A 16,274-nucleotide genomic window follows, 5' to 3' on the forward strand; every position below is an offset into this window, starting at 1 on the left:
AAAAGCAAGAAGCAGCGCATGAGCGGATCCGCTCGAACTGGAGGTGTTTCACGATGCTGATGCGCACCGACCCCTTCCGTGAGCTCGACCGGCTCACCCAGCAGTTGCTCCCCAGCACGTCCGGCACCTGGTCGCGGCCGTCCGCGATGCCCATGGACGCCTACCGCGAGGGGGACGTGTACGTGATCGCGCTCGACCTCCCCGGGGTGGACCGGGACGCGATCGACATCGACGTCGAGCGCAACATGCTGACCGTCCGGGCCGAACGCCGTCCCGCCGCCAAGGGCGACGACGTCCAGATGGAGCTCTCGGAACGCCCCTTCGGCGTCTTCTCCCGCCAGGTGGTGCTCGCGGACACTCTCGACACCGAGCACATCAGTGCCGACTACGACGCGGGTGTCCTCACCCTGCGCGTCCCGATCGCCGAGCGGGCCAAGCCGCGCAAGATCTCGATCGGCGCCGGCGCGGACCACAAGGAGATCTCCGGCTGAGGCGGGAGCCGCGCTCCCGGCGGCGGAGGGCGGGACATCCCGTGCCTCCCGCCCTCCGCCCGCCCGCGGGTACGCACTGCCCAGGGGAAGGAGGATTCCGATGACCATGCCGTGGAACGTGTTCCTCGACCGAGTACAGGAACTCGGTGAGTACCCGACCCGTGCCGAGGCCGACCGCGCGGCGCGCACCGTGCTGGCCCTCCTGGGCGCCCACCTGGTGGGCGAGGTGCGGGCCGAACTGGCTGCGAGGCTCCCGGAGGGCTTCGCCCTGATTCTCCTCAATCCGCTCCAGGCCACCGAGCCGCTGTCCGCCGACCGGTTCGTGCGGGCCACCGCGGCGTGGATCGAGGGAGCGACCGAACAGACCGCGACCTGGGACGTCGGGGCCGTGCTCAGCGTGGCCGCCGACGCGGCAGGCGAGGAACTGACCCGCCGCATCCTGTTCCAGCTCCCGCCCGGATACGACCTGCTGTTCGGCCGCGCGCAGGACGGCACCGTCCCGCGCGCGGCTGCCCGCACCCCCGGAGCCTGACCCTTCCCGTTCCATCGACCAGGGGCCACCGCCCCACAACTGAGAAAGGCACCCTTCACCGATGCAGTCCCAGACGGCGCCGACGCCCCTCGTCACCGAGCCGGCCATGTCGTTCGTCCAGATGTTGGAGCAGGTCCGCTACCACGGCGCCTATCCCACCCGGGAGCGGGCCGAGGACGTCGTGACCAGGGTCCTGGCCGCCCTCGGGCGCCGTATCACCGGCGAGGAGCGCGTCGAGCTGGCTGCGCGTCTCCCCCGCGAGGCGGCGCAGATCTTCGCCGCCCAGATCCCCGCCACCGACTCGATGACCGGCTGGGCCTTCGTCAGGGACCTCGCCACCCGCACCGGCGGCACCCTGGCCACCACCCGCTGGGACGTCGGCTCGGTCCTGGCCGTCGTCGCCCGCCTCGCCGGTCCGGACCTGCTCGACCGCATCCTCGCCCAGCTGCCCTCCGGCTACGCGATCCTCTTCGGGCGCGCGGAACTCACCCAGGCGGCCTGAGCACCACCGGCGAAGCCCTCTCAGGGCAGCGGCGTCCCACCGGTGGCGTTCAGGATCTCCGCGGTGACGTATCCGGCCTCCTGGGAGGCGAGGTAGACGTACGCCGGTGCCAGCTCGGCCGGTTGCGCGGGGCGGCCCAGCGGGCTCTGCTTCCCGAACTCGGCCGTGTCCGGCAACGTCGCCGGGATCAGCGGAGTCCACACCGGGCCGGGCGCCACCGCGTTCACCCGGATTCCGCGTTCCGCGACCATCTGGGCGAGTCCCTGGGTGAAGGTCACGATCGCGCCCTTGGTCATCGCGTAGTCCAGCAGGTGCGGGCTGGGCTTGTACGCCTGCACGGAGGTGGTGTTGATGACGCTGCCGCCCTCGGGAATGTGCGGCAGCGCGAACTTGGTCAGCCAGAACATGCCGTACAGGTTCGTCCGCACCACCCGGTCGAACTGCTCCGTCGTGATCGCTTCGATGCCGTCCGGCTGGGACATCTGGTAGGCCGCGTTGTTCACCAGGATGTCGATGCCGCCGAACTCCTCCACGGCCCGGTCGATGAGCGTCCGGCAGTTCCGCTCCTCACGGATGTCGCACGAGACGGCCACGGCCTTCTGCCCGGCGTCCTCCACCAGGCGGGACGTCTCCCGTGCTTCGTCCCGCTCCTGCTCCAGGTGGGTGAAGAGCACGTCGGCGCCCTCGCGCGCGAAGGCCAGGGCCACCGCTCGGCCGATGCCGGAGTCACCGCCCGTGATGACGGCCCTGCGGCCCCTCAGACGCCCCGACCCGCGGTACGACTCCTCACCGTGGTCGGGCGGCGGGTCCATCGGCCCGGTCCAACCGGGGTGCGGCTGGTCCTGGCCGGCGAAGTCCGGACGAGGGTACTGATCAGTGGGGTCCTGTTGGCGATGCGGGTCGTCCGCCACGTCGATCTCCCGGGTCTCGTTACGGCGCGGTCAGCGACCGTGTGCCCTGGCCGGGCGGTCCGAAAAGTCCCGGCCTCGCAAGACGGTCCGGTTCCCGGCCGAGCGCCGTGGCCGTCGCGGGACTCAGGCGGGGGAGTCGAGCGGGTTGCCGGCCATTCTGTCCGCGAGCCCCGACCGCACCGCTGCGGCCGCCGAGCTGTCGGGCTTGCGCGCCGCCTGGTCCCGGAAGCACGCCAGGAACGATGCGGCGAGGTCCAGCCTCGGGTAGCGGTCCAGCACCTCGTCGCGGAAGCGGGGCGGGTAGGCGTCCGCCTCCTTGCCGACGACCTCGGTCGCGGTGGCGCGGGCCAGCAGGTGGCCCTCGGGGTCCGTGGCGACGTCCACCTGTGGCCACATGTGGCGCACGATCACGTCCGACAGGCGTGCCCGGCGCTCGGCCGGCCATCCGGCCCCGGCGGCGAAGACCCGGGCGACGTGTCCGCCCGCCTCCTCGAAGGCGACGGTGTGGCTGTCGAAGACCGGCACCAGCCCGATGTCGTGGAAGAGCGCGGCGACGTAGAGGAGTTCCGGGTCGAAGGAGACGCCGTTGGCCGTGCCGCGGGCCGCCGCCCACGCGTAGGCACGCAGGGAGTGGTTGAGCAGTGCCGGGGAGAGGTGGGCGGTCGCCACGTCCAGGGCGGCGGCCGCCGTCGGCGTGCTCGGCACGGGCAGGGCGTCGAGCGAGATGTCGTTCACCGGGCGCCTGCCACAGCGGGGCTGTCGGACGCGACGCGGATGATCGTCCTGCCGTGCCGGCCGCGGCCGGGCGCGAAGGCCGCGGGGGCGTCTGCCAGCGGCCGTACCTCCCCGACGGCCGGCCGGAGCCGCCCGTCCCTGACCCGCCGCACGAGTTCGGTGAGCCCGGCCCGGTCGGGTTCGACGACGAAGAAGACCGCCCGGCCGTTCTCCGGCCGGACCTCGGGGGGCGCGGCGATGGTGACGAGGGTGCCGCCGGCACGTACGAGCGCGGCCGAGCGGTGGAGGATGTCTCCGCCGATGACGTCGAACACGACGTCGGCCTCTCCCGCGTCCTCCAGCCGCTCGGACTCCAGGTCGAGGAAGACGTCGGCGCCCAGGGCGAGACCGGTGTTCCGGTCGGCGGCACGGCCGGTGGCGATCACCCGCGCACCCGCCTCGCGCGCGAGCTGGACCGCGACCGATCCGACACTCCCCGCGGCGCCGTGGATCACGACGGTCTGCCCAGCGGTCAGCCGACCGTGGTCGAACAGGCCCTGCCACGCGGTCAGCCCCGAGATGGGCAGGGCGGCGGCCACGGTGTGGTCGACGTCCGCGGGGAGGGGCGCCAGGTTGCGGGCCTCCACGGCGGTGTACTCGGCCAGCGATCCGTTGCGCGTCCAGTCGGCCATGCCGAACACCCGCTGGCCGACGGTGAGGCCGGTGGTGCCGTATCCCAGTTCCTGGACCACCCCGGACAATTCGTGTCCGGGAACGCTCGGCGTCCGGTCACGACCGGCCCGGTCGGTCCAGGTACCGGGCCAGTCGAGTTCTCCGCGGGTGAAGCCCGCGGCATGCACCCGCACGACGACGTCGTTCTCGGCAGCGTGCGGATACGGCAGTTCCGTCAGGGCGAGCCCGTGGGCACCCGCCTCGCGGTCGTGGACGGTGATGGCTTGCACAAGGGATCCTCTGGGGCAGCGGCGGTCGTCGGGCACACGATGCCCGTTCGCGCTGACGCGGGCACACCGTGCGTCGTTCTCTCGACCGTATGCTCCTGCCGCTTGCCCCGTGTGGGCCACTTCGACGGCGGACGGACGAGCCACTTCCGGACGGCGCGGCGGAGCGTGGAACCACTCCCTCGGATCGTCATGGACCACTCCCTCAGGTCATGTCGGAAGCGAGCGGCAACAGTCGCGCCACGGCGATGCCGGCCACCACGATGGCCGCCCGGAACGGCCACCGGCTGCGCGACCCCGACCTCACGGCCGTACCCGCGACGGCGGCGACCACGGCCGCCGCCGTCAGCGCCCAGCCCGTGATGCCGGTCGCGCCGGGCGGTCCCGCGGCCAGCACACCCACCGCCGTCAGCATCACGGCCGGCGCCAGCCACCGGCACGTCCGCCGGTTCAGCCGCTGGGGCAGCCCGCGCACACCGGTCGCGAGGTCGTCCTCGATGTCCGGCAGCACGTTCGACAGGTGGGCTCCCACGCCGAGCAGGGCGGCCGCCGTCGTGGCCCACCAGGCGGGCCAGGCCGACGCGGGCGGACCGAGGGTGACGAAGGCCGGAAGGGACGCGAAGCCCACGGCGTACGGCAGCGGTGACAGGACCGTCTGCTTCAGCCACAGGTTGTACGTCCAGCCGGCGGCGACGCCGACCAGGTGCACCGCCCCCGCGGCGGCCCCGCACGCCAGGGACAGCGGTACGCACAGGAGCAGGGCCGTTCCCGCCGCGCCGGCCGCGGCCGCACGCGGAAGCTCCCCGGTGCCCACCGGCTTGTCACCGCGTCCGCAGGCCGTGTCGCGCCGTGCGTCGACGGCGTCGTTGCACCAGCCGATCGAGAGCTGGCCGGCGAGGACGGCCAGGGCCACGGCCACCGACCCGGCCGGCCCGCGGCCCGCTCCCACGGCCAGGACCGACACGAAGACGGTCACGGCGATCGCCGGTTCCGGATGGCAGGAGCGCAGGAGCGCCAGGACTCTGCTCGGCGAACGCGGGAGAACCCCGGACGGGTGGAGTGACACATGCGCACGGTAGTGGGACCGCCGGCCGAGGAAGGCATGCACGACATGCGTGTCCCCGTGATCGTCGAGCATGCCCCTCCCCCGCCCGCTTCCCCCTCCACCGCGCGGCCCCCGACGCCGCCGCCCACCGCGGGGCCCACCGTCGCCGCCGTGCGGTGCGCGCTGCCGCCGCACCGCTACGCCCAGAGCCAGCTCACCGAGCCGATCGGCGACCTGTGCCTGCCCCCGGGAGCGGACCGCGCCGTACTGCGCCGTATGCACGCGTCCGCCGGGGTGCGTACGCGTCACCTCGCGCTGCCGATCGAGCGGTACGCCCTTCTCGGTGACTTCGGGCGCAGCAACGACGCGTGGATCGAGTCGGGCCTCGCACTGGGCGAGGAGGCGCTCACGGGCGCGCTGCGCGAGGCGGGCCTGGAACCGGCCGACGTCGACCTGCTGGTGTTCGCCTCCGTCACCGGCGTGGCCACTCCGTCGCTGGACGCCCGGCTGGCCGGGCGCGTGGGCCTGCGGCCCGACGTCAAGCGGCTTCCGCTGTTCGGCCTCGGCTGTGTCGCGGGCGCCGCCGGGCTCGCCCGGGTGCACGACCATCTGCGCGGGCATCCCGACGACACCGCCGTCCTGCTCACCGTGGAACTGTGCTCGCTGACCCTCCAGCGGGGAGACGGCTCGCGTGCCAACCTCGTGGCGGGCGCGCTCTTCGGCGACGGAGCGGCAGCACTCGTCGCACGCGGCAGTGCGAACGGCAGCGGTGGCGGCAGCGACCGCACGGCGGCACAGGCGGGTCGACCGCAGGTGGTCGCCACGCGCAGTCACCTCTATCCGGGGACGGAGGGGCTCCTGGGCTGGGAGATCGGCGCCGGCGGCTTCCGCGTCGTGATCGACGCCGGTGTCCCGGACATCGTCAGGGGCCACTTCGGTCGGCATCTGCGCGCGTTCCTGGCCGAGCACGGCCTGACCGTCGACGACATCGGGAGCTGGATCTGCCATCCAGGAGGCCCGAGGATCCTGTCCGCGGTGAGCGAGACCCTGGGCCTGCCCGACGAAGCCCTCGACTCCGCACGGCACTCCCTCGCGGCGGCGGGGAACATGTCGTCCGTGTCCGTGCTGCACATCCTGCAGAGCCTGCGAGCACATCGTCCACCGGAGCCCGGTACGTGGGGCCTGCTGATGGCTATGGGCCCGGGGTTCTGCTCCGAACTCGTGCTCCTGCGCTGGTGAGGTGATCTCATGTCGTGGTACGCGCTGCTCGTCCTCGCCGTCGCCGCCGAACGCGTCGCCGAACTCGTCGTCGCCCGCCGCAACGCGGCGTGGACGCTGGCCCGCTCCGGAGTGGAGCACGGTCGTGGCCACTACCCCGTCATGGTCGTCCTGCACACCGGGTTGCTCGCCAGCTGTCTGCTCGAACCCCTGCTCGCCGACCGCCCGTTCCTGCCCTTCCTGGGATGGCCCATGCTGGCCCTCGCGCTCCTGGCGCAGGCGCTGCGCTGGTGGTGCATCGCGACGCTCGGGCCGTACTGGAACACCCGGGTCATCGTCGTTCCCGGAGCGCGACTGGTCGGTGCCGGGCCCTATCGGTTCCTGCGGCATCCCAATTACATCGCGGTCGTGGTGGAGGTGGCCGCCCTGCCGCTGGTGCACTCGGCGTGGCTCACGGCGGCCGGCTTCAGCGTGGCCAACGCTGCGCTGCTCACCGTCCGCCTCCGCTGTGAGAACACGGCACTCACTCAGGCGGCGCCCGCGTGAGTGCCCTTCACGACCTGCTGATCGTCGGAGGCGGGCCCGCCGGTCTGGCCACCGCCCTGCACGCCGCGCACGCCGGTCTCGACGCCGTCGTCGTCGAGCCGCGCCCGGCGCCGGTCGACAAGGCATGCGGTGAAGGCCTGATGCCGGGCGCCGTCCGTTCCCTCGCCGCGCTCGGCCTGGAGGTCCCGGGCGTCCCCCTCACCGGTATCCGCTACGTCCAGGGTGCCCGCCAGGTCCAGGCCGTGTTCCGCCGCGGTCCCGGGATGGGTGTCCGCCGCACCGACCTGCACGGCATGCTGCACCGCGCCGTGCAGGCGGCCGGGGTGCCCGTGCTGCCGCTGCGCGTGGCGGAGGTCAGGCAGGACGGCGCGGGCGTGAGCGTCCCCGGTACGGGGCTGCGCGCCCGGTGGCTGGTCGCGGCGGACGGACTGCACTCACGGGTGCGCCGCTCCCTCGGCCTGGAGGTGCGGACCCGGGGCGCGCCCCGTTACGGGCTGCGCCGGCACTACGCGGTGCCGCCCTGGTCGCCGTACGTCGAAGTGCACTGGGGCCGGGACGCGGAGGCGTACGTCACCCCGATCGGCCCCCGGCTCGTCGGCATCGCCGTGCTGACGACGCGGCGAGCCTCTTTCGCCGCCCAGCTGGGGAACTTCCCCGAACTGGCCGACCGTCTCCCGCCGGACCTGGCGACCACCTCGGTGCGCGGCGCCGGGCCCCTGCGGCAGCGGGCCCGCACCCGGGCCCACGGGAGGGTCCTGCTCGTCGGCGACGCCGCCGGCTACGTCGACGCCCTGACCGGTGAGGGTGTCGCCCTCGCGCTCATCGGCGCCGAGGCTCTGGTCACCAACCTGCGCCGGGGCACACCCCGCCGCTACGAAACCGACTGGAGGCAGGCGACCCGCCGTCACCGGCTGCTGACCGAAGTGCTGTTGAGAGCCCGGCTGCAACCCGCGCTCGCCCCCCACATCATGCCCACGGCCGCGCGCCTGCCCCGCCTGTTCACGGCAGCCGTGAACGCCCTGGCGTGAGCTGTTCCGCGGCGGCCGCTTCGAGATCGGCGCCCTCGCCGAGGATTTCCGCCATTTCAAACTTCGTGAACCGGGTGAGGCGCACCGCTGTCGGTGACACGGATGCTCCCCGCGTGACCGTGTCCCGGGACCCACCTTGACGAGCCGCGGTGCCAGGAGTGGCCGGCTCGTGCGGGAGCTGGTGAAACGGGCGGCAGCGGGTACAGGTGTGATCGTCAGGACACCACCCCCTTCTCCCGTGAGGAACCGAGGATGACCGACGACGCCTACCTCGTGCTGCTGAACGGCACGGCTCCGACGCTCGGCGTGCCGCTCGCCGCGGTACCCGGCATCGCCTGCCTGGAGACGCCCGCGGTCCGCGCCTGGCTGGACGCGCAGGGGGTCACGGTCTCGTCCCCGGGCCTTCGCCTGCTGCCGCCCGAGGAGGCGTCGGCCATCCCCGAGGAGGCCGAGCGCCTTCCGGTCCCCCTCAGCGAGGAAGAGCTGAGCCAGGTCCGTCACCGGGCCGCGCCGGAGGATGTCGCACGGCTGGAGGAGGAACTGCTGGCCTACCGTTCCCGTGTGGAGGGGCGCGAGGCGCTGCTCGTACGTGCGCTGGCGGTCGGCGTGCCGGCCCACCGCATCGCGGAGCTGACCGGGGAGGACCTGACCACCGTGACGGCGATCGCCCGCCGTTAGCCCCCGGCGGGGACGGCCGTCACGCCGATGCGTACCGCGATGGAGCGGCGTCAGCCGATGTGCCAGGAGAGACTGCCTCCGTTGCCGGCGGCGACGGCGAACATCACGATCATGAGCAGGATGTCGACCACACCCAGGCCGAGCGCCCACTTGGCCATCGCGGACCCGGTCTGACGCAGTGCGACGGCACCGAAGACGATCGCGAGCGGCCCCAGGATGATCGGCATGATGAAGAGTCCGACGATGCCGCAGACCAGTCCGGCGATCGCGAGTCCGCTGGTCCGGCCGCCCCTCCGGGCTCCCGTTCTGCTGTAGGTCGACATGATTTCTCCCAGGTTGTCGTGGATCGGTTGGTTTCTCCTTGGGTGACCTTCGAGTTGCCCGTGGGAGTGACTTCACACCTACGTGCCGTCACATACGGCCGCCACGCCTGGAGTTGGAGCTCGCCCCTTCCGCTGTCGCCGGCAGTTCCAGATGATCGCCCCGGAATCGCCTCCGGAGCGCGCGATCGTGGGTGACCAGCACGACCGCCCCGGTGAACCCGGACAGGGCCTCCTCCAGCTCCTCGACCAGCGCCGGCGACAGGTGGTTCGTCGGCTCGTCGAGGAGCAGGAGGTCGGCCGGTTCCGAGACCAGCCGGGCCAGGTCCACACGGCGGCGTTGGCCGTACGACAACTCACCCATGCGCAAGCCGAGTTCCGCCGGGCGGAAGAGGCCGAGGGCAAGCAGGCCGTCGGCGTGTTCGTCGGCGGCACCCACGCGGCCCAGCCCGTATGCCTCGGCCACCGTCAGGTCCGGCGGCCACGGCGTCTCCTCCTGGCGCAGATGCCCCACTCGGCCCGGCACCCGCACCGAGCCCTCGTCCGGCCTCAGTTCACCGGCGAGCAGCTTCAGCAGCGTCGTCTTGCCGGCACCGTTGCGGCCGGTGACGAGAAGCCGGCCGCGACGGCCGAGGGTGAGGGAGCCCAGGTGCAGGCGGTCACCCAGGCGCACGTCCGACAGCCGTACGGCGGGAAGCTCCGCGAGGGCGTCCCCGGCGGCGGACATGTGCGGCGTGAAGACCAGCGGGTCGGGCGGCGGTGCCACCGGGTTCTCGGTCAGCCGCTCGACCCGCTCCCGGGCGTTGCGGACTCGGGCCATGGCGCCGTGTGCCCGGCCACGGGCCCGGAATCCGCCGTGGCCGAAGTTGGCCAGCGATGCCTTGCGCGGGATCGCGTCGAGGCGGGCGGCGTGACCGGTGGCCAGCCCGTCGTTGCGAGCCAGCTCGGACCGCCACTCCTCGTACTCCTGGAGACGGCGTCGGCGCTCCGCCGCCTTGGCCGTTCGGAAACCGGTGTAGCCGTCGCCGTAACGGGTCGCCCTTCCCGCCTCCACTTCAAGAACCGTGGTGGTCAGACGTTCGAGGAAGAGGCGGTCGTGGGTGACGACGAGCACCGTTCCGCGGTGCGCCCGCAGCTGTGCCTCCAGCCATTCCACGGCCTGATCGTCCAGGTCGTTCGTCGGCTCGTCCAGAAGCAGGACTTCCGGGCGGCCGGCGAGGACACCGGCCAGGGCGAGGCGGGAGCGCTCCCCTCCGGACAGGGTGCCGAGCCGGCGTTCGCGGCTGAGCGCCGGCAGGCCGAGGCGGTGCAGCGCGATGTCCACCCGGCGGTCGGCGTCGTAGCCGCCCCGGGCCTCGTAGCGCCCGAGGAGCACGGCGTACGCGGCGAGCGCCGCCGGATCCTCACCGCCGCCGAGGGCCTGCTCGGCCCGGCGCAGTTCCGCCTCCAGTGCGCGCAGGTCCGCGAGGGCCAGGTTGACGGCGTCCTGGACGGTGGCGGTCGGGGGGAGCGGGAGGGTCTGCGGCAGATGGCCGACCCCGCCGGAGGCGGTCACGGTCACGTCGCCGCTCTCCGGGCGCTCCTGACCTGCGATGACCCTGAGGAGGGTGGACTTGCCGGCGCCGTTGTCACCGATGAGCCCCGCCTTCTCGCCCGGCTTGAGCGCGAAGGAGATCCGGTCCAGAACGGTGCGGCCCGGGTAGCGCTTGGTGACCTGGCAAAGGGTGAGTTGTGAGGTGTGCAAGATCGGGTCCCTCCTGGCCGCACGCGTTTCGGCGCGGGCCGGATCGGGGTGGATGGCTGCACGGCGAGGCGCGACGACGGCGGAGCGGTGCTCTACGCGGTCGGCGCCGGTGATCTCACAGGGAGCCCATGCGAAGGACGGTACGCCACCACAGGCCGATGGGCAAGACGATACGTCTCGACTTGCTCCCGGGTCCTCGGCCGCGACGAGGACCGCGTTCCCGAGTCGGCGGCCCTGGCCGCCGGGCCGGCGCACCTCCTGTGCGGCCCGGCCAACTCCCCCACCACCGTGCCGAGTCCGCGAAAGCGCCACCCGGTGATCGGTGGCCCCCTAGGCTGCTGCCCCACACGGATGCCGGCCGGAGGGGGACGTTGTGCCACGGTCCGACGCAGCGGTCAGGAATCGCACCCGCCTGCTGTTGATGTACAACCTCACGCCGCAGGTGCAGGTGCCCGACGACATGCTGCGACCGCTGTCGGAGGCGTTCGGTCTCGGCCGGTTCACCGCCCACGTCGAGGCCGCCGAACTGCTGCTGCCCCGGCTGGTGCTGCACGAGCGCGTCCTCGAGATCGCGCTGCCGACGAGCGCGGTCCGGGTCGAGGCTGCGGCCATCACCCTGGCCGTCACGCCTCGCCGGGACCCACTGCTCTTCGTGGACGTCGAGATCGCGGACGACGCCACCGGTTCGGACGCGATCGCCGAGGCCCTCTACGCCACCTGGCAGAACCGATCCGCCACACGCGTCGAGGGCGTGCCGCTGACCGAGTGGCTCGACGCCCGCCTGCGCGCGTACGGCATCCCGGACCGGCCCGCCGACCGGACGCCGCTCGAGTTCGGGCGGAACGTCCACCAGAGCGTGTTCCCCGGAGCGGCCCTGGCCCGGGCACTGTTGGCCGAGCATGTACCCGGCGACACGGTCGGCCAGGATGTGGTGACCATCGTGCTGCGCGGCACGCTGGACAGCGACACCGGCGCCACCCTGGGCATCCGGCGGCCCGAGACGCTGAACAACGCCGGCCAGACCATGGTCGCGCACGGCAGAGGCGTGTCGCTGATCGTCGGTTACGCGCCGCCGGTGGAGAACGCGTTCGGGCTGGCCGCCGCCGGCATCCTCACCGCGGTCGCGGCCGTGCACCGCATCCGGCGGCAGGCGTTCGAGGCGCTGGAGCTCGACCGGGCGGCGGCGGTCGAGACGACGGACGACGCCCGTGCCCTGGTCGCGCAGCTCTCGCGCCGGCTCAACGATCTCCAGCTGGACCTGAGTTTCAGCGTCGAGGCGTACGCCGACACGATCCTCATACCGGAGTTGCTGGTCGAGAGCTTCCACTCGTCCCTGCGCGACGTCTCGTCACTGGCGGACGCGCTCGCCAACACCTCCCGCATCGTCGAGCGCGTGAACGCCGTGCTCGCGACGCGCCGCGTCGACCTGGAGACGGCGGCCCAGCAGTACGCCGAGGACCGGGACCGCGTGCTGGCCGCGGTGATCGCCGTCGGCTCGCTCATCGCGCTCCCGCCCGCGTTGCTGCTGGCGTACTTCGGCGTCAACAGCAGCGATGTCGACCCGAGCCGGTCGATCCTGGACATCCGCCACTACGGCGTCGCCTACGCGATCGCGTGGTTGCCGTTCCTGCTGCTGATCGCGGTCGGCCTGGTGGCACGCCGTCGAACATCGCTGCGTCTGTCCGCCCCGGACGCCGCCACCCCCGAGCGGCGAGCCCGGCGTTCACGGCGTGGCGCTCCACGGCGTCCGTGACGAAATCCGGTGAACCCGCGGAGATCAACTGATCGGCGCAGCAGTAAATCGTTTCGCCGGGTGAACGGGGCTCCCGGCGATCACAACGGCGGCCCCGAGCTGTGAGTCTGGGCGACGCATCGGCAACGGATCGGCAGACACCGGCAGTCCCGGCTGGCGATCCCCTCATGTTTGGAGCCCTCCTTGTCACTTCGTCGTATCGTGACCAGCACCCTCGCCTCCTTCGCTCTGGCACTCGCCTCCGCCGGTGCCGTCACCCTGACCGCGGGTCCGGCCGCGGCGAACCCCTGCGGCTTCTACGAGACCGCCTCCGACGCCTACTACAACCACTGCACCTCGGACGGCTCGCACATCGTCATCGAGATCGACGACTGGGGGCCCAACAGCGAACGGTGTGTGGTGCCCGGCGTGACCTGGATCGGCTCCAGCTCCGACATCGACGGCGCCTGGTACACCGGCCGCACCTGCTGAGCCGAACAGCGAGAGGGCCAGGCCCGGACAGTTCGGTCCTCCCGGGAGGACCGAACTGTCCGGCCGGCCGTGCGGCTAAGGTGTGCGGGATGACGTTGGAACTCGTACAGGTGAACTTCAAGGCCCGGGACGACTCGGCGCTCGGCAGGTTCTGGGCGGAGGCGCTCGGCTGGAGCATGTCGAGCGAAGGGCCGGGCGTCACCAACCTGGAACCCGAGGGCTTCGACTGGCCGGACCCGTCGGCCGTCTGCATCGATCTCGTCCGCGTCCCGGACCCGGAGACGGTCAGGTACCGAGTGCACCTCGAACTCGCCACCGCCTCCGACGCCCATCAGGCCGAGCTGGTCACCCGCCTGGAGGGACTCGGGGCGACGCGCGTCGACGTGGGCCGGGGCGAGACGCCGTGGAAGGTGATGGCCGACCCGGAGGGCAACACCTTCAGCGTCCTGGAGCCCCGCGAGCTGTACCGGGACACGGGGCCGATCGCCGCCGTGGTCGTCGACTGCGCCGCCCCACGGGACATGGCCCGGTTCTGGGGCGAGGCGATCGACTGGACCGTCCACCAACTGACGGACGACCGTGCTCTGCTGCGCTCCGCCAAGGGTGTGGGACCGTACCTGGAGTTCCGCCGTACGTCCGAGGACGAGATCGTGTGGAACCGCGTCCATCTCGACGTGATGTCCGACCCGGTCGAGGACCAGGCGAAGGAGGTCACCCGGCTCGAAGGTCTCGGCGCGACACGGACGGACGTGGGTCAGGGCGACGTGTCCTGGGTCGTCCTGAGCGACCCCGCGGGCAACGACTTCTGCGTACTCGGCCGGGGCTGACGAGGCGCTCGGCACTCGGCACTCAGCACTCGATCCTGTGACGGAGGGCCCGTTGACCGGGCCCTCCCCGTCCTGGTGTCAGTGGCGGTGGCCGAAGACCCGGCGCTCTGCGCCGAGATCCAGGAAGACGGTCTCCCCGGTCGCGTCGTCCATACCGTCGTTGTCGGTGACGGCGTAGACGTGGCCGTCACCGCCCACCGTCAGCCCTTCGAGCTTCTCCTGTGTCCAGCCGTTCGTGGCTCGCAGGTCGGGCAGCACATCGTGGGCGAGCCTCTTCGGCAGGACCCGCAGGGCTCCCGAGGGGGCCGCCGACGTCGGCAGGTCCACGGTGTAGATCCGCTTGACCTCGGCGGCCGGGCCGTTGAGCTTGTCGCGCTCGATGACCGCGAGCCGGTCGCCGACCACGGTGATCTCGGAGAGCCCCAGCCAGTCGCCGGGCGTGCCGGTGGATTCGAGCCGGTAGCCGTACCAGCTCCAGGTACCCGCGCTCACGTCGTAGCGTCCGAGCCGTGCGACGCCCGCCGGATCGCCCGCGACCTCGCGCTGGAGGGCGGCCCAGAGGATCTCGTGGCCACGCCGGTCCGTGGTGGCGGTGACGCCCTCGAAGCCCTGCTTGCCGAGACCCGCGGCGACGTCCGCCGGGAGCGGGACGACCTGCCGGGTCACGCCCCGCGCGTCGAGCCGGACGAGCTTGTTGTCCGCGCCCTTCCCGCCCTCGACGGCGAGCCAGAAGCCGCCCTGCGGCCGGGCGTGGATGCCCTCGGCGTCATAGCCGACGGGCCGCCCGTCGGCGTCCTTGACTGTCAGTTCCCGGGTGATGACGGCAGGGCGGCGGGCCGTGTCCACGGTGAGCACGCGGGTGGTGGAGTAGGCGGCGTCGGTGACCGTGTAGAGCTGGTGCGGCCTGCCGGGCACCGCGGACAGCGCGCCCAGCGCTCCCCAGCCGATGGGGCCCCGTGGGCGTCGTCGGCCGAGACGATGCCGGGGACCGACGGGGTGTGGCCGGTGCCCCGGCCCAGGCGGAACAGGCTCACCGACGCGCGCACGCCCGCCTCGGCGTCGTCCTCCTCGCTGGAGACCGCGAGCAGTCCGCGCGAGGGGATCGGCAGCAGGCCCTCGGGGCCGTTGGTGGCAGGCAGCAGCTGGCGGAAGACCGGCCGGGTGGGCCGGCTGACGTCGTAGACCGCGACGAAGTTGCCGCGCTCCGAGCCGACGAAGGCGTAGGGCACACCGGCGTACTCGGCGATCGCGACGCCCTCCGGCTCGGCGCCCTTCTTCCCCGCACGGCCCTCGTCGTGCAGGCCGTGGCGTACGGCGAGCCGTTCGAAGCCGTTGCCCGCGTCCCAGGCCGACTCGCCGGTGCGGCTGTCGAACACGGACCAGCCGCGGGTTCCGCCGCGCCAGTCGCCCTCGTTGGCGGTGGCCAGGTAGCGGTCGTCGATCCAGCCGACGGCGTCGGGCTCGCGCGGAACGTCCCCGAGGGAGCCGGTCTGGTCGATCCTGCCGTCGTCGACGGTGTCGATGCCGCGCACGGAGGCCGTGCCGGCGCTGAAGGCCTTGGTGATCCGGCCGGTCGGCAGGTCGACGAGGACGACGCCGTTGTTCTCCTGGAGCGTCACGGCGAGCTGGTTGCGGCCGTTGACGGAGACGTACTCCGGCTCCGGGTCCGTGGGTTCGGTGATCCCGGCCTCGGCCAGCACCGGGAGCGCCCGGCCGTCGGCGCGGGTCAGCGGAACCGCCCGGGTCCGCCAGTGCGCGGGCGTGGCGCCCCGGCCCAGGTCGAGGATCTGCACGAAGCCGGCCGGTGCCTGCGGCAGGTCGCCCTTGCCGCGGCCGGGTGGTGTCGCGTCCTCGTCCCGCTCGTTCTCGATCGCGACGGCGGCGTACCGCTTGTCCTTGCCTAGGGCGATGGAGTCGGGCTGCCCGCCGAGGTCGAAGCTCGCCACCCGCTCGCGGTCGCGCAGGGAGACGACGTCGAGCCGCCCGGAGGGCTGGGCGTGGCTCGCACTGGTGTTGACGACCACCAGGACGTACTGGCCGGCCACGGTCACCGAGGTCGGCTCGTCTTCGGCGTCGCCGAGCCGGGCCAGTGACAGGGTGCCGAGGCCGCGCGGGTGACCGGGGTCGGTGATGTCCAGGAAGCCGATCTGCCGGGCCACCGCGTCGGTGTGGACGAGGGTGCGGCCGTCCTCGCTGACCGCAGAGATCTCCGCGACGGTCCCCGCCGCCGCGTCGTCACCGGACGGACGGTTCTGGAAGACCGGGTAGGTGGCCGTCCGCTCGAACAGACCCGGCCGCGGCTGCCGGTGCTGCTGCCCGGGGTGCGGCTGCTCCGCCCGCGTGGCTCCCGCGGTCGCCAGGGTGCCGGCTGCCACGACCAGGGCGGCCAGTGCGGCGCGGGTTCTCTTGCTCTTCGGGGGCATCTTTCCTCCGGTCCGGTCCACTCGGTCGCCGCACCCTTTCAGCCGGGGGCGAGTGCTCAGGGGACAGCGGGCGAACGGCGGGCGAAGCCCAGGTGACCGAGGGCCGGGGCCG

18 protein-coding genes are annotated in these 16,274 nt (G+C 72.8%); 10 read left to right on the forward strand and 8 right to left on the reverse strand.

Annotated elements, in window-relative coordinates; all coding sequences use genetic code 11:
* The first annotated feature begins 53 nt into the window (after positions 1-53).
* The 3 genes from ACZ6IM_RS16935 to ACZ6IM_RS16945 all read left to right on the forward strand — a co-directional run bounded on the left by ACZ6IM_RS16935 (position 54) and on the right by ACZ6IM_RS16945 (position 1,525).
* Positions 54-491: an Hsp20/alpha crystallin family protein gene (locus ACZ6IM_RS16935; protein ID WP_052838647.1), complete on the forward strand. Its 438-nt coding sequence runs from the start codon at positions 54-56 to the stop codon at positions 489-491.
* Between the two features lie 100 nt (positions 492-591).
* On the forward strand, positions 592-1,023 hold the full coding sequence (locus ACZ6IM_RS16940) for a DUF2267 domain-containing protein (RefSeq protein WP_469557259.1): 432 nt from the start codon (positions 592-594) through the stop codon (positions 1,021-1,023).
* A gap of 61 nt (positions 1,024-1,084) precedes the next feature.
* Positions 1,085-1,525, forward strand: a complete 441-nt coding sequence (locus tag ACZ6IM_RS16945; RefSeq protein ID WP_469557261.1) for a DUF2267 domain-containing protein — start codon at positions 1,085-1,087, stop codon at positions 1,523-1,525.
* A gap of 20 nt (positions 1,526-1,545) precedes the next feature.
* Here ACZ6IM_RS16945 and ACZ6IM_RS16950 read toward each other — a convergent pair whose 3' ends face one another.
* The 4 genes from ACZ6IM_RS16950 to ACZ6IM_RS16965 form a co-directional block, all read right to left on the reverse strand.
* Positions 1,546-2,436 carry an SDR family oxidoreductase gene (locus tag ACZ6IM_RS16950; protein WP_052838650.1) on the reverse strand — a complete coding sequence of 297 codons (891 nt, stop codon included), beginning with the start codon at positions 2,434-2,436 and terminating at the stop codon, positions 1,546-1,548.
* Positions 2,437-2,559: 123 nt separating this feature from the next.
* Complete coding sequence (locus tag ACZ6IM_RS16955; RefSeq protein ID WP_469557263.1) at positions 2,560-3,171, reverse strand: HD domain-containing protein; 612 nt, start codon at positions 3,169-3,171, stop codon at positions 2,560-2,562.
* Positions 3,168-4,112, reverse strand: a complete 945-nt coding sequence (locus ACZ6IM_RS16960; protein ID WP_052838651.1) for an NADP-dependent oxidoreductase — start codon at positions 4,110-4,112, stop codon at positions 3,168-3,170. The genes ACZ6IM_RS16955 and ACZ6IM_RS16960 overlap by 4 nt, the downstream gene beginning before the upstream one ends.
* A 202-nt stretch (positions 4,113-4,314) precedes the next feature.
* Positions 4,315-5,175: a UbiA family prenyltransferase gene (locus tag ACZ6IM_RS16965; RefSeq protein ID WP_052838768.1), complete on the reverse strand. Its 861-nt coding sequence runs from the start codon at positions 5,173-5,175 to the stop codon at positions 4,315-4,317.
* On the opposite strand from ACZ6IM_RS16965, the gene ACZ6IM_RS16970 reads away from it, so the two are divergent.
* The 4 genes from ACZ6IM_RS16970 to ACZ6IM_RS16985 all read left to right on the forward strand — a co-directional run bounded on the left by ACZ6IM_RS16970 (position 5,176) and on the right by ACZ6IM_RS16985 (position 8,624).
* The gene (locus ACZ6IM_RS16970) at positions 5,176-6,393 is read left to right on the forward strand and encodes a type III polyketide synthase (RefSeq protein ID WP_469557266.1); all 1,218 of its coding nucleotides are present in this window, start codon (positions 5,176-5,178) and stop codon (positions 6,391-6,393) included.
* A 9-nt stretch (positions 6,394-6,402) separates the two neighbouring features.
* Complete coding sequence (locus ACZ6IM_RS16975; protein ID WP_052838652.1) at positions 6,403-6,918, forward strand: isoprenylcysteine carboxyl methyltransferase family protein; 516 nt, start codon at positions 6,403-6,405, stop codon at positions 6,916-6,918.
* The gene (locus tag ACZ6IM_RS16980; protein WP_469557268.1) at positions 6,915-7,946 is read left to right on the forward strand and encodes an NAD(P)/FAD-dependent oxidoreductase; all 1,032 of its coding nucleotides are present in this window, start codon (positions 6,915-6,917) and stop codon (positions 7,944-7,946) included. The genes ACZ6IM_RS16975 and ACZ6IM_RS16980 overlap by 4 nt, the downstream gene beginning before the upstream one ends.
* 252 nt (positions 7,947-8,198) lie before the next feature.
* Entirely contained in the window at positions 8,199-8,624 is a 426-nt protein-coding gene (locus ACZ6IM_RS16985; RefSeq protein ID WP_469557270.1) for a DUF6003 family protein, read from the forward strand.
* A gap of 50 nt (positions 8,625-8,674) precedes the next feature.
* Here the strand turns inward: ACZ6IM_RS16985 and ACZ6IM_RS16990 are convergent, their stop codons facing one another.
* Both ACZ6IM_RS16990 and ACZ6IM_RS16995 read right to left on the reverse strand, forming a co-directional pair.
* Entirely contained in the window at positions 8,675-8,947 is a 273-nt protein-coding gene (locus ACZ6IM_RS16990; protein ID WP_052838655.1) for a DUF4190 domain-containing protein, read from the reverse strand.
* Positions 8,948-9,035: 88 nt separating this feature from the next.
* Positions 9,036-10,688: a TlrC/CarA/OleB/SrmB family ABC-F type ribosomal protection protein gene (locus tag ACZ6IM_RS16995; protein ID WP_052838656.1), complete on the reverse strand. Its 1,653-nt coding sequence runs from the start codon at positions 10,686-10,688 to the stop codon at positions 9,036-9,038.
* Between the two features lie 421 nt (positions 10,689-11,109).
* Here ACZ6IM_RS16995 and ACZ6IM_RS17000 point away from each other — a divergent pair, with 421 nt between their 5' ends.
* The 3 genes from ACZ6IM_RS17000 (at position 11,110) to ACZ6IM_RS17010 (ending at position 13,739) form a co-directional block, all read left to right on the forward strand.
* Positions 11,110-12,441 carry a hypothetical protein gene (locus ACZ6IM_RS17000; protein ID WP_052838657.1) on the forward strand — a complete coding sequence of 444 codons (1,332 nt, stop codon included), beginning with the start codon at positions 11,110-11,112 and terminating at the stop codon, positions 12,439-12,441.
* A 201-nt stretch (positions 12,442-12,642) separates the two neighbouring features.
* Positions 12,643-12,912, forward strand: a complete 270-nt coding sequence (locus ACZ6IM_RS17005) for a DUF6355 family natural product biosynthesis protein (RefSeq protein WP_469557273.1) — start codon at positions 12,643-12,645, stop codon at positions 12,910-12,912.
* A gap of 89 nt (positions 12,913-13,001) precedes the next feature.
* Positions 13,002-13,739 carry a VOC family protein gene (locus ACZ6IM_RS17010; protein WP_052838659.1) on the forward strand — a complete coding sequence of 246 codons (738 nt, stop codon included), beginning with the start codon at positions 13,002-13,004 and terminating at the stop codon, positions 13,737-13,739.
* Positions 13,740-13,817: 78 nt separating this feature from the next.
* On the opposite strand, the gene ACZ6IM_RS17015 is transcribed toward ACZ6IM_RS17010, so the two are convergent.
* The gene (locus ACZ6IM_RS17015; protein WP_469557276.1) at positions 13,818-14,654 is read right to left on the reverse strand and encodes an esterase-like activity of phytase family protein; all 837 of its coding nucleotides are present in this window, start codon (positions 14,652-14,654) and stop codon (positions 13,818-13,820) included.
* Positions 14,543-16,162 carry a hypothetical protein gene (locus ACZ6IM_RS17020; RefSeq protein WP_469557278.1) on the reverse strand — a complete coding sequence of 540 codons (1,620 nt, stop codon included), beginning with the start codon at positions 16,160-16,162 and terminating at the stop codon, positions 14,543-14,545. The genes ACZ6IM_RS17015 and ACZ6IM_RS17020 overlap by 112 nt, the downstream gene beginning before the upstream one ends.
* Between the last annotated feature and the right edge of the window lie 112 nt (positions 16,163-16,274).

The organism is Streptomyces sp. NPDC042336, from assembly GCF_055581985.1.

What these genes read in the sequence shown, in the direction of transcription:
- ACZ6IM_RS17010 (WP_052838659.1), top strand. Translation starts at nt 13,002, where the DNA reads ATGACGTTGGAACTCGTACAGGTGAACTTCAAGGCCCGGGACGACTCG.
- ACZ6IM_RS16990 (WP_052838655.1), bottom strand. Translation starts at nt 8,947, where the DNA reads ATGTCGACCTACAGCAGAACGGGAGCCCGGAGGGGCGGCCGGACCAGC.
- ACZ6IM_RS16985 (WP_469557270.1), top strand. Translation starts at nt 8,199, where the DNA reads ATGACCGACGACGCCTACCTCGTGCTGCTGAACGGCACGGCTCCGACG.
- ACZ6IM_RS16975 (WP_052838652.1), top strand. Translation starts at nt 6,403, where the DNA reads ATGTCGTGGTACGCGCTGCTCGTCCTCGCCGTCGCCGCCGAACGCGTC.
- ACZ6IM_RS16970 (WP_469557266.1), top strand. Translation starts at nt 5,176, where the DNA reads ATGCGCACGGTAGTGGGACCGCCGGCCGAGGAAGGCATGCACGACATG.
- ACZ6IM_RS16945 (WP_469557261.1), top strand. Translation starts at nt 1,085, where the DNA reads ATGCAGTCCCAGACGGCGCCGACGCCCCTCGTCACCGAGCCGGCCATG.
- ACZ6IM_RS17020 (WP_469557278.1), bottom strand. Translation starts at nt 16,162, where the DNA reads ATGCCCCCGAAGAGCAAGAGAACCCGCGCCGCACTGGCCGCCCTGGTC.
- ACZ6IM_RS16935 (WP_052838647.1), top strand. Translation starts at nt 54, where the DNA reads ATGCTGATGCGCACCGACCCCTTCCGTGAGCTCGACCGGCTCACCCAG.
- ACZ6IM_RS16940 (WP_469557259.1), top strand. Translation starts at nt 592, where the DNA reads ATGACCATGCCGTGGAACGTGTTCCTCGACCGAGTACAGGAACTCGGT.
- ACZ6IM_RS17000 (WP_052838657.1), top strand. Translation starts at nt 11,110, where the DNA reads ATGTACAACCTCACGCCGCAGGTGCAGGTGCCCGACGACATGCTGCGA.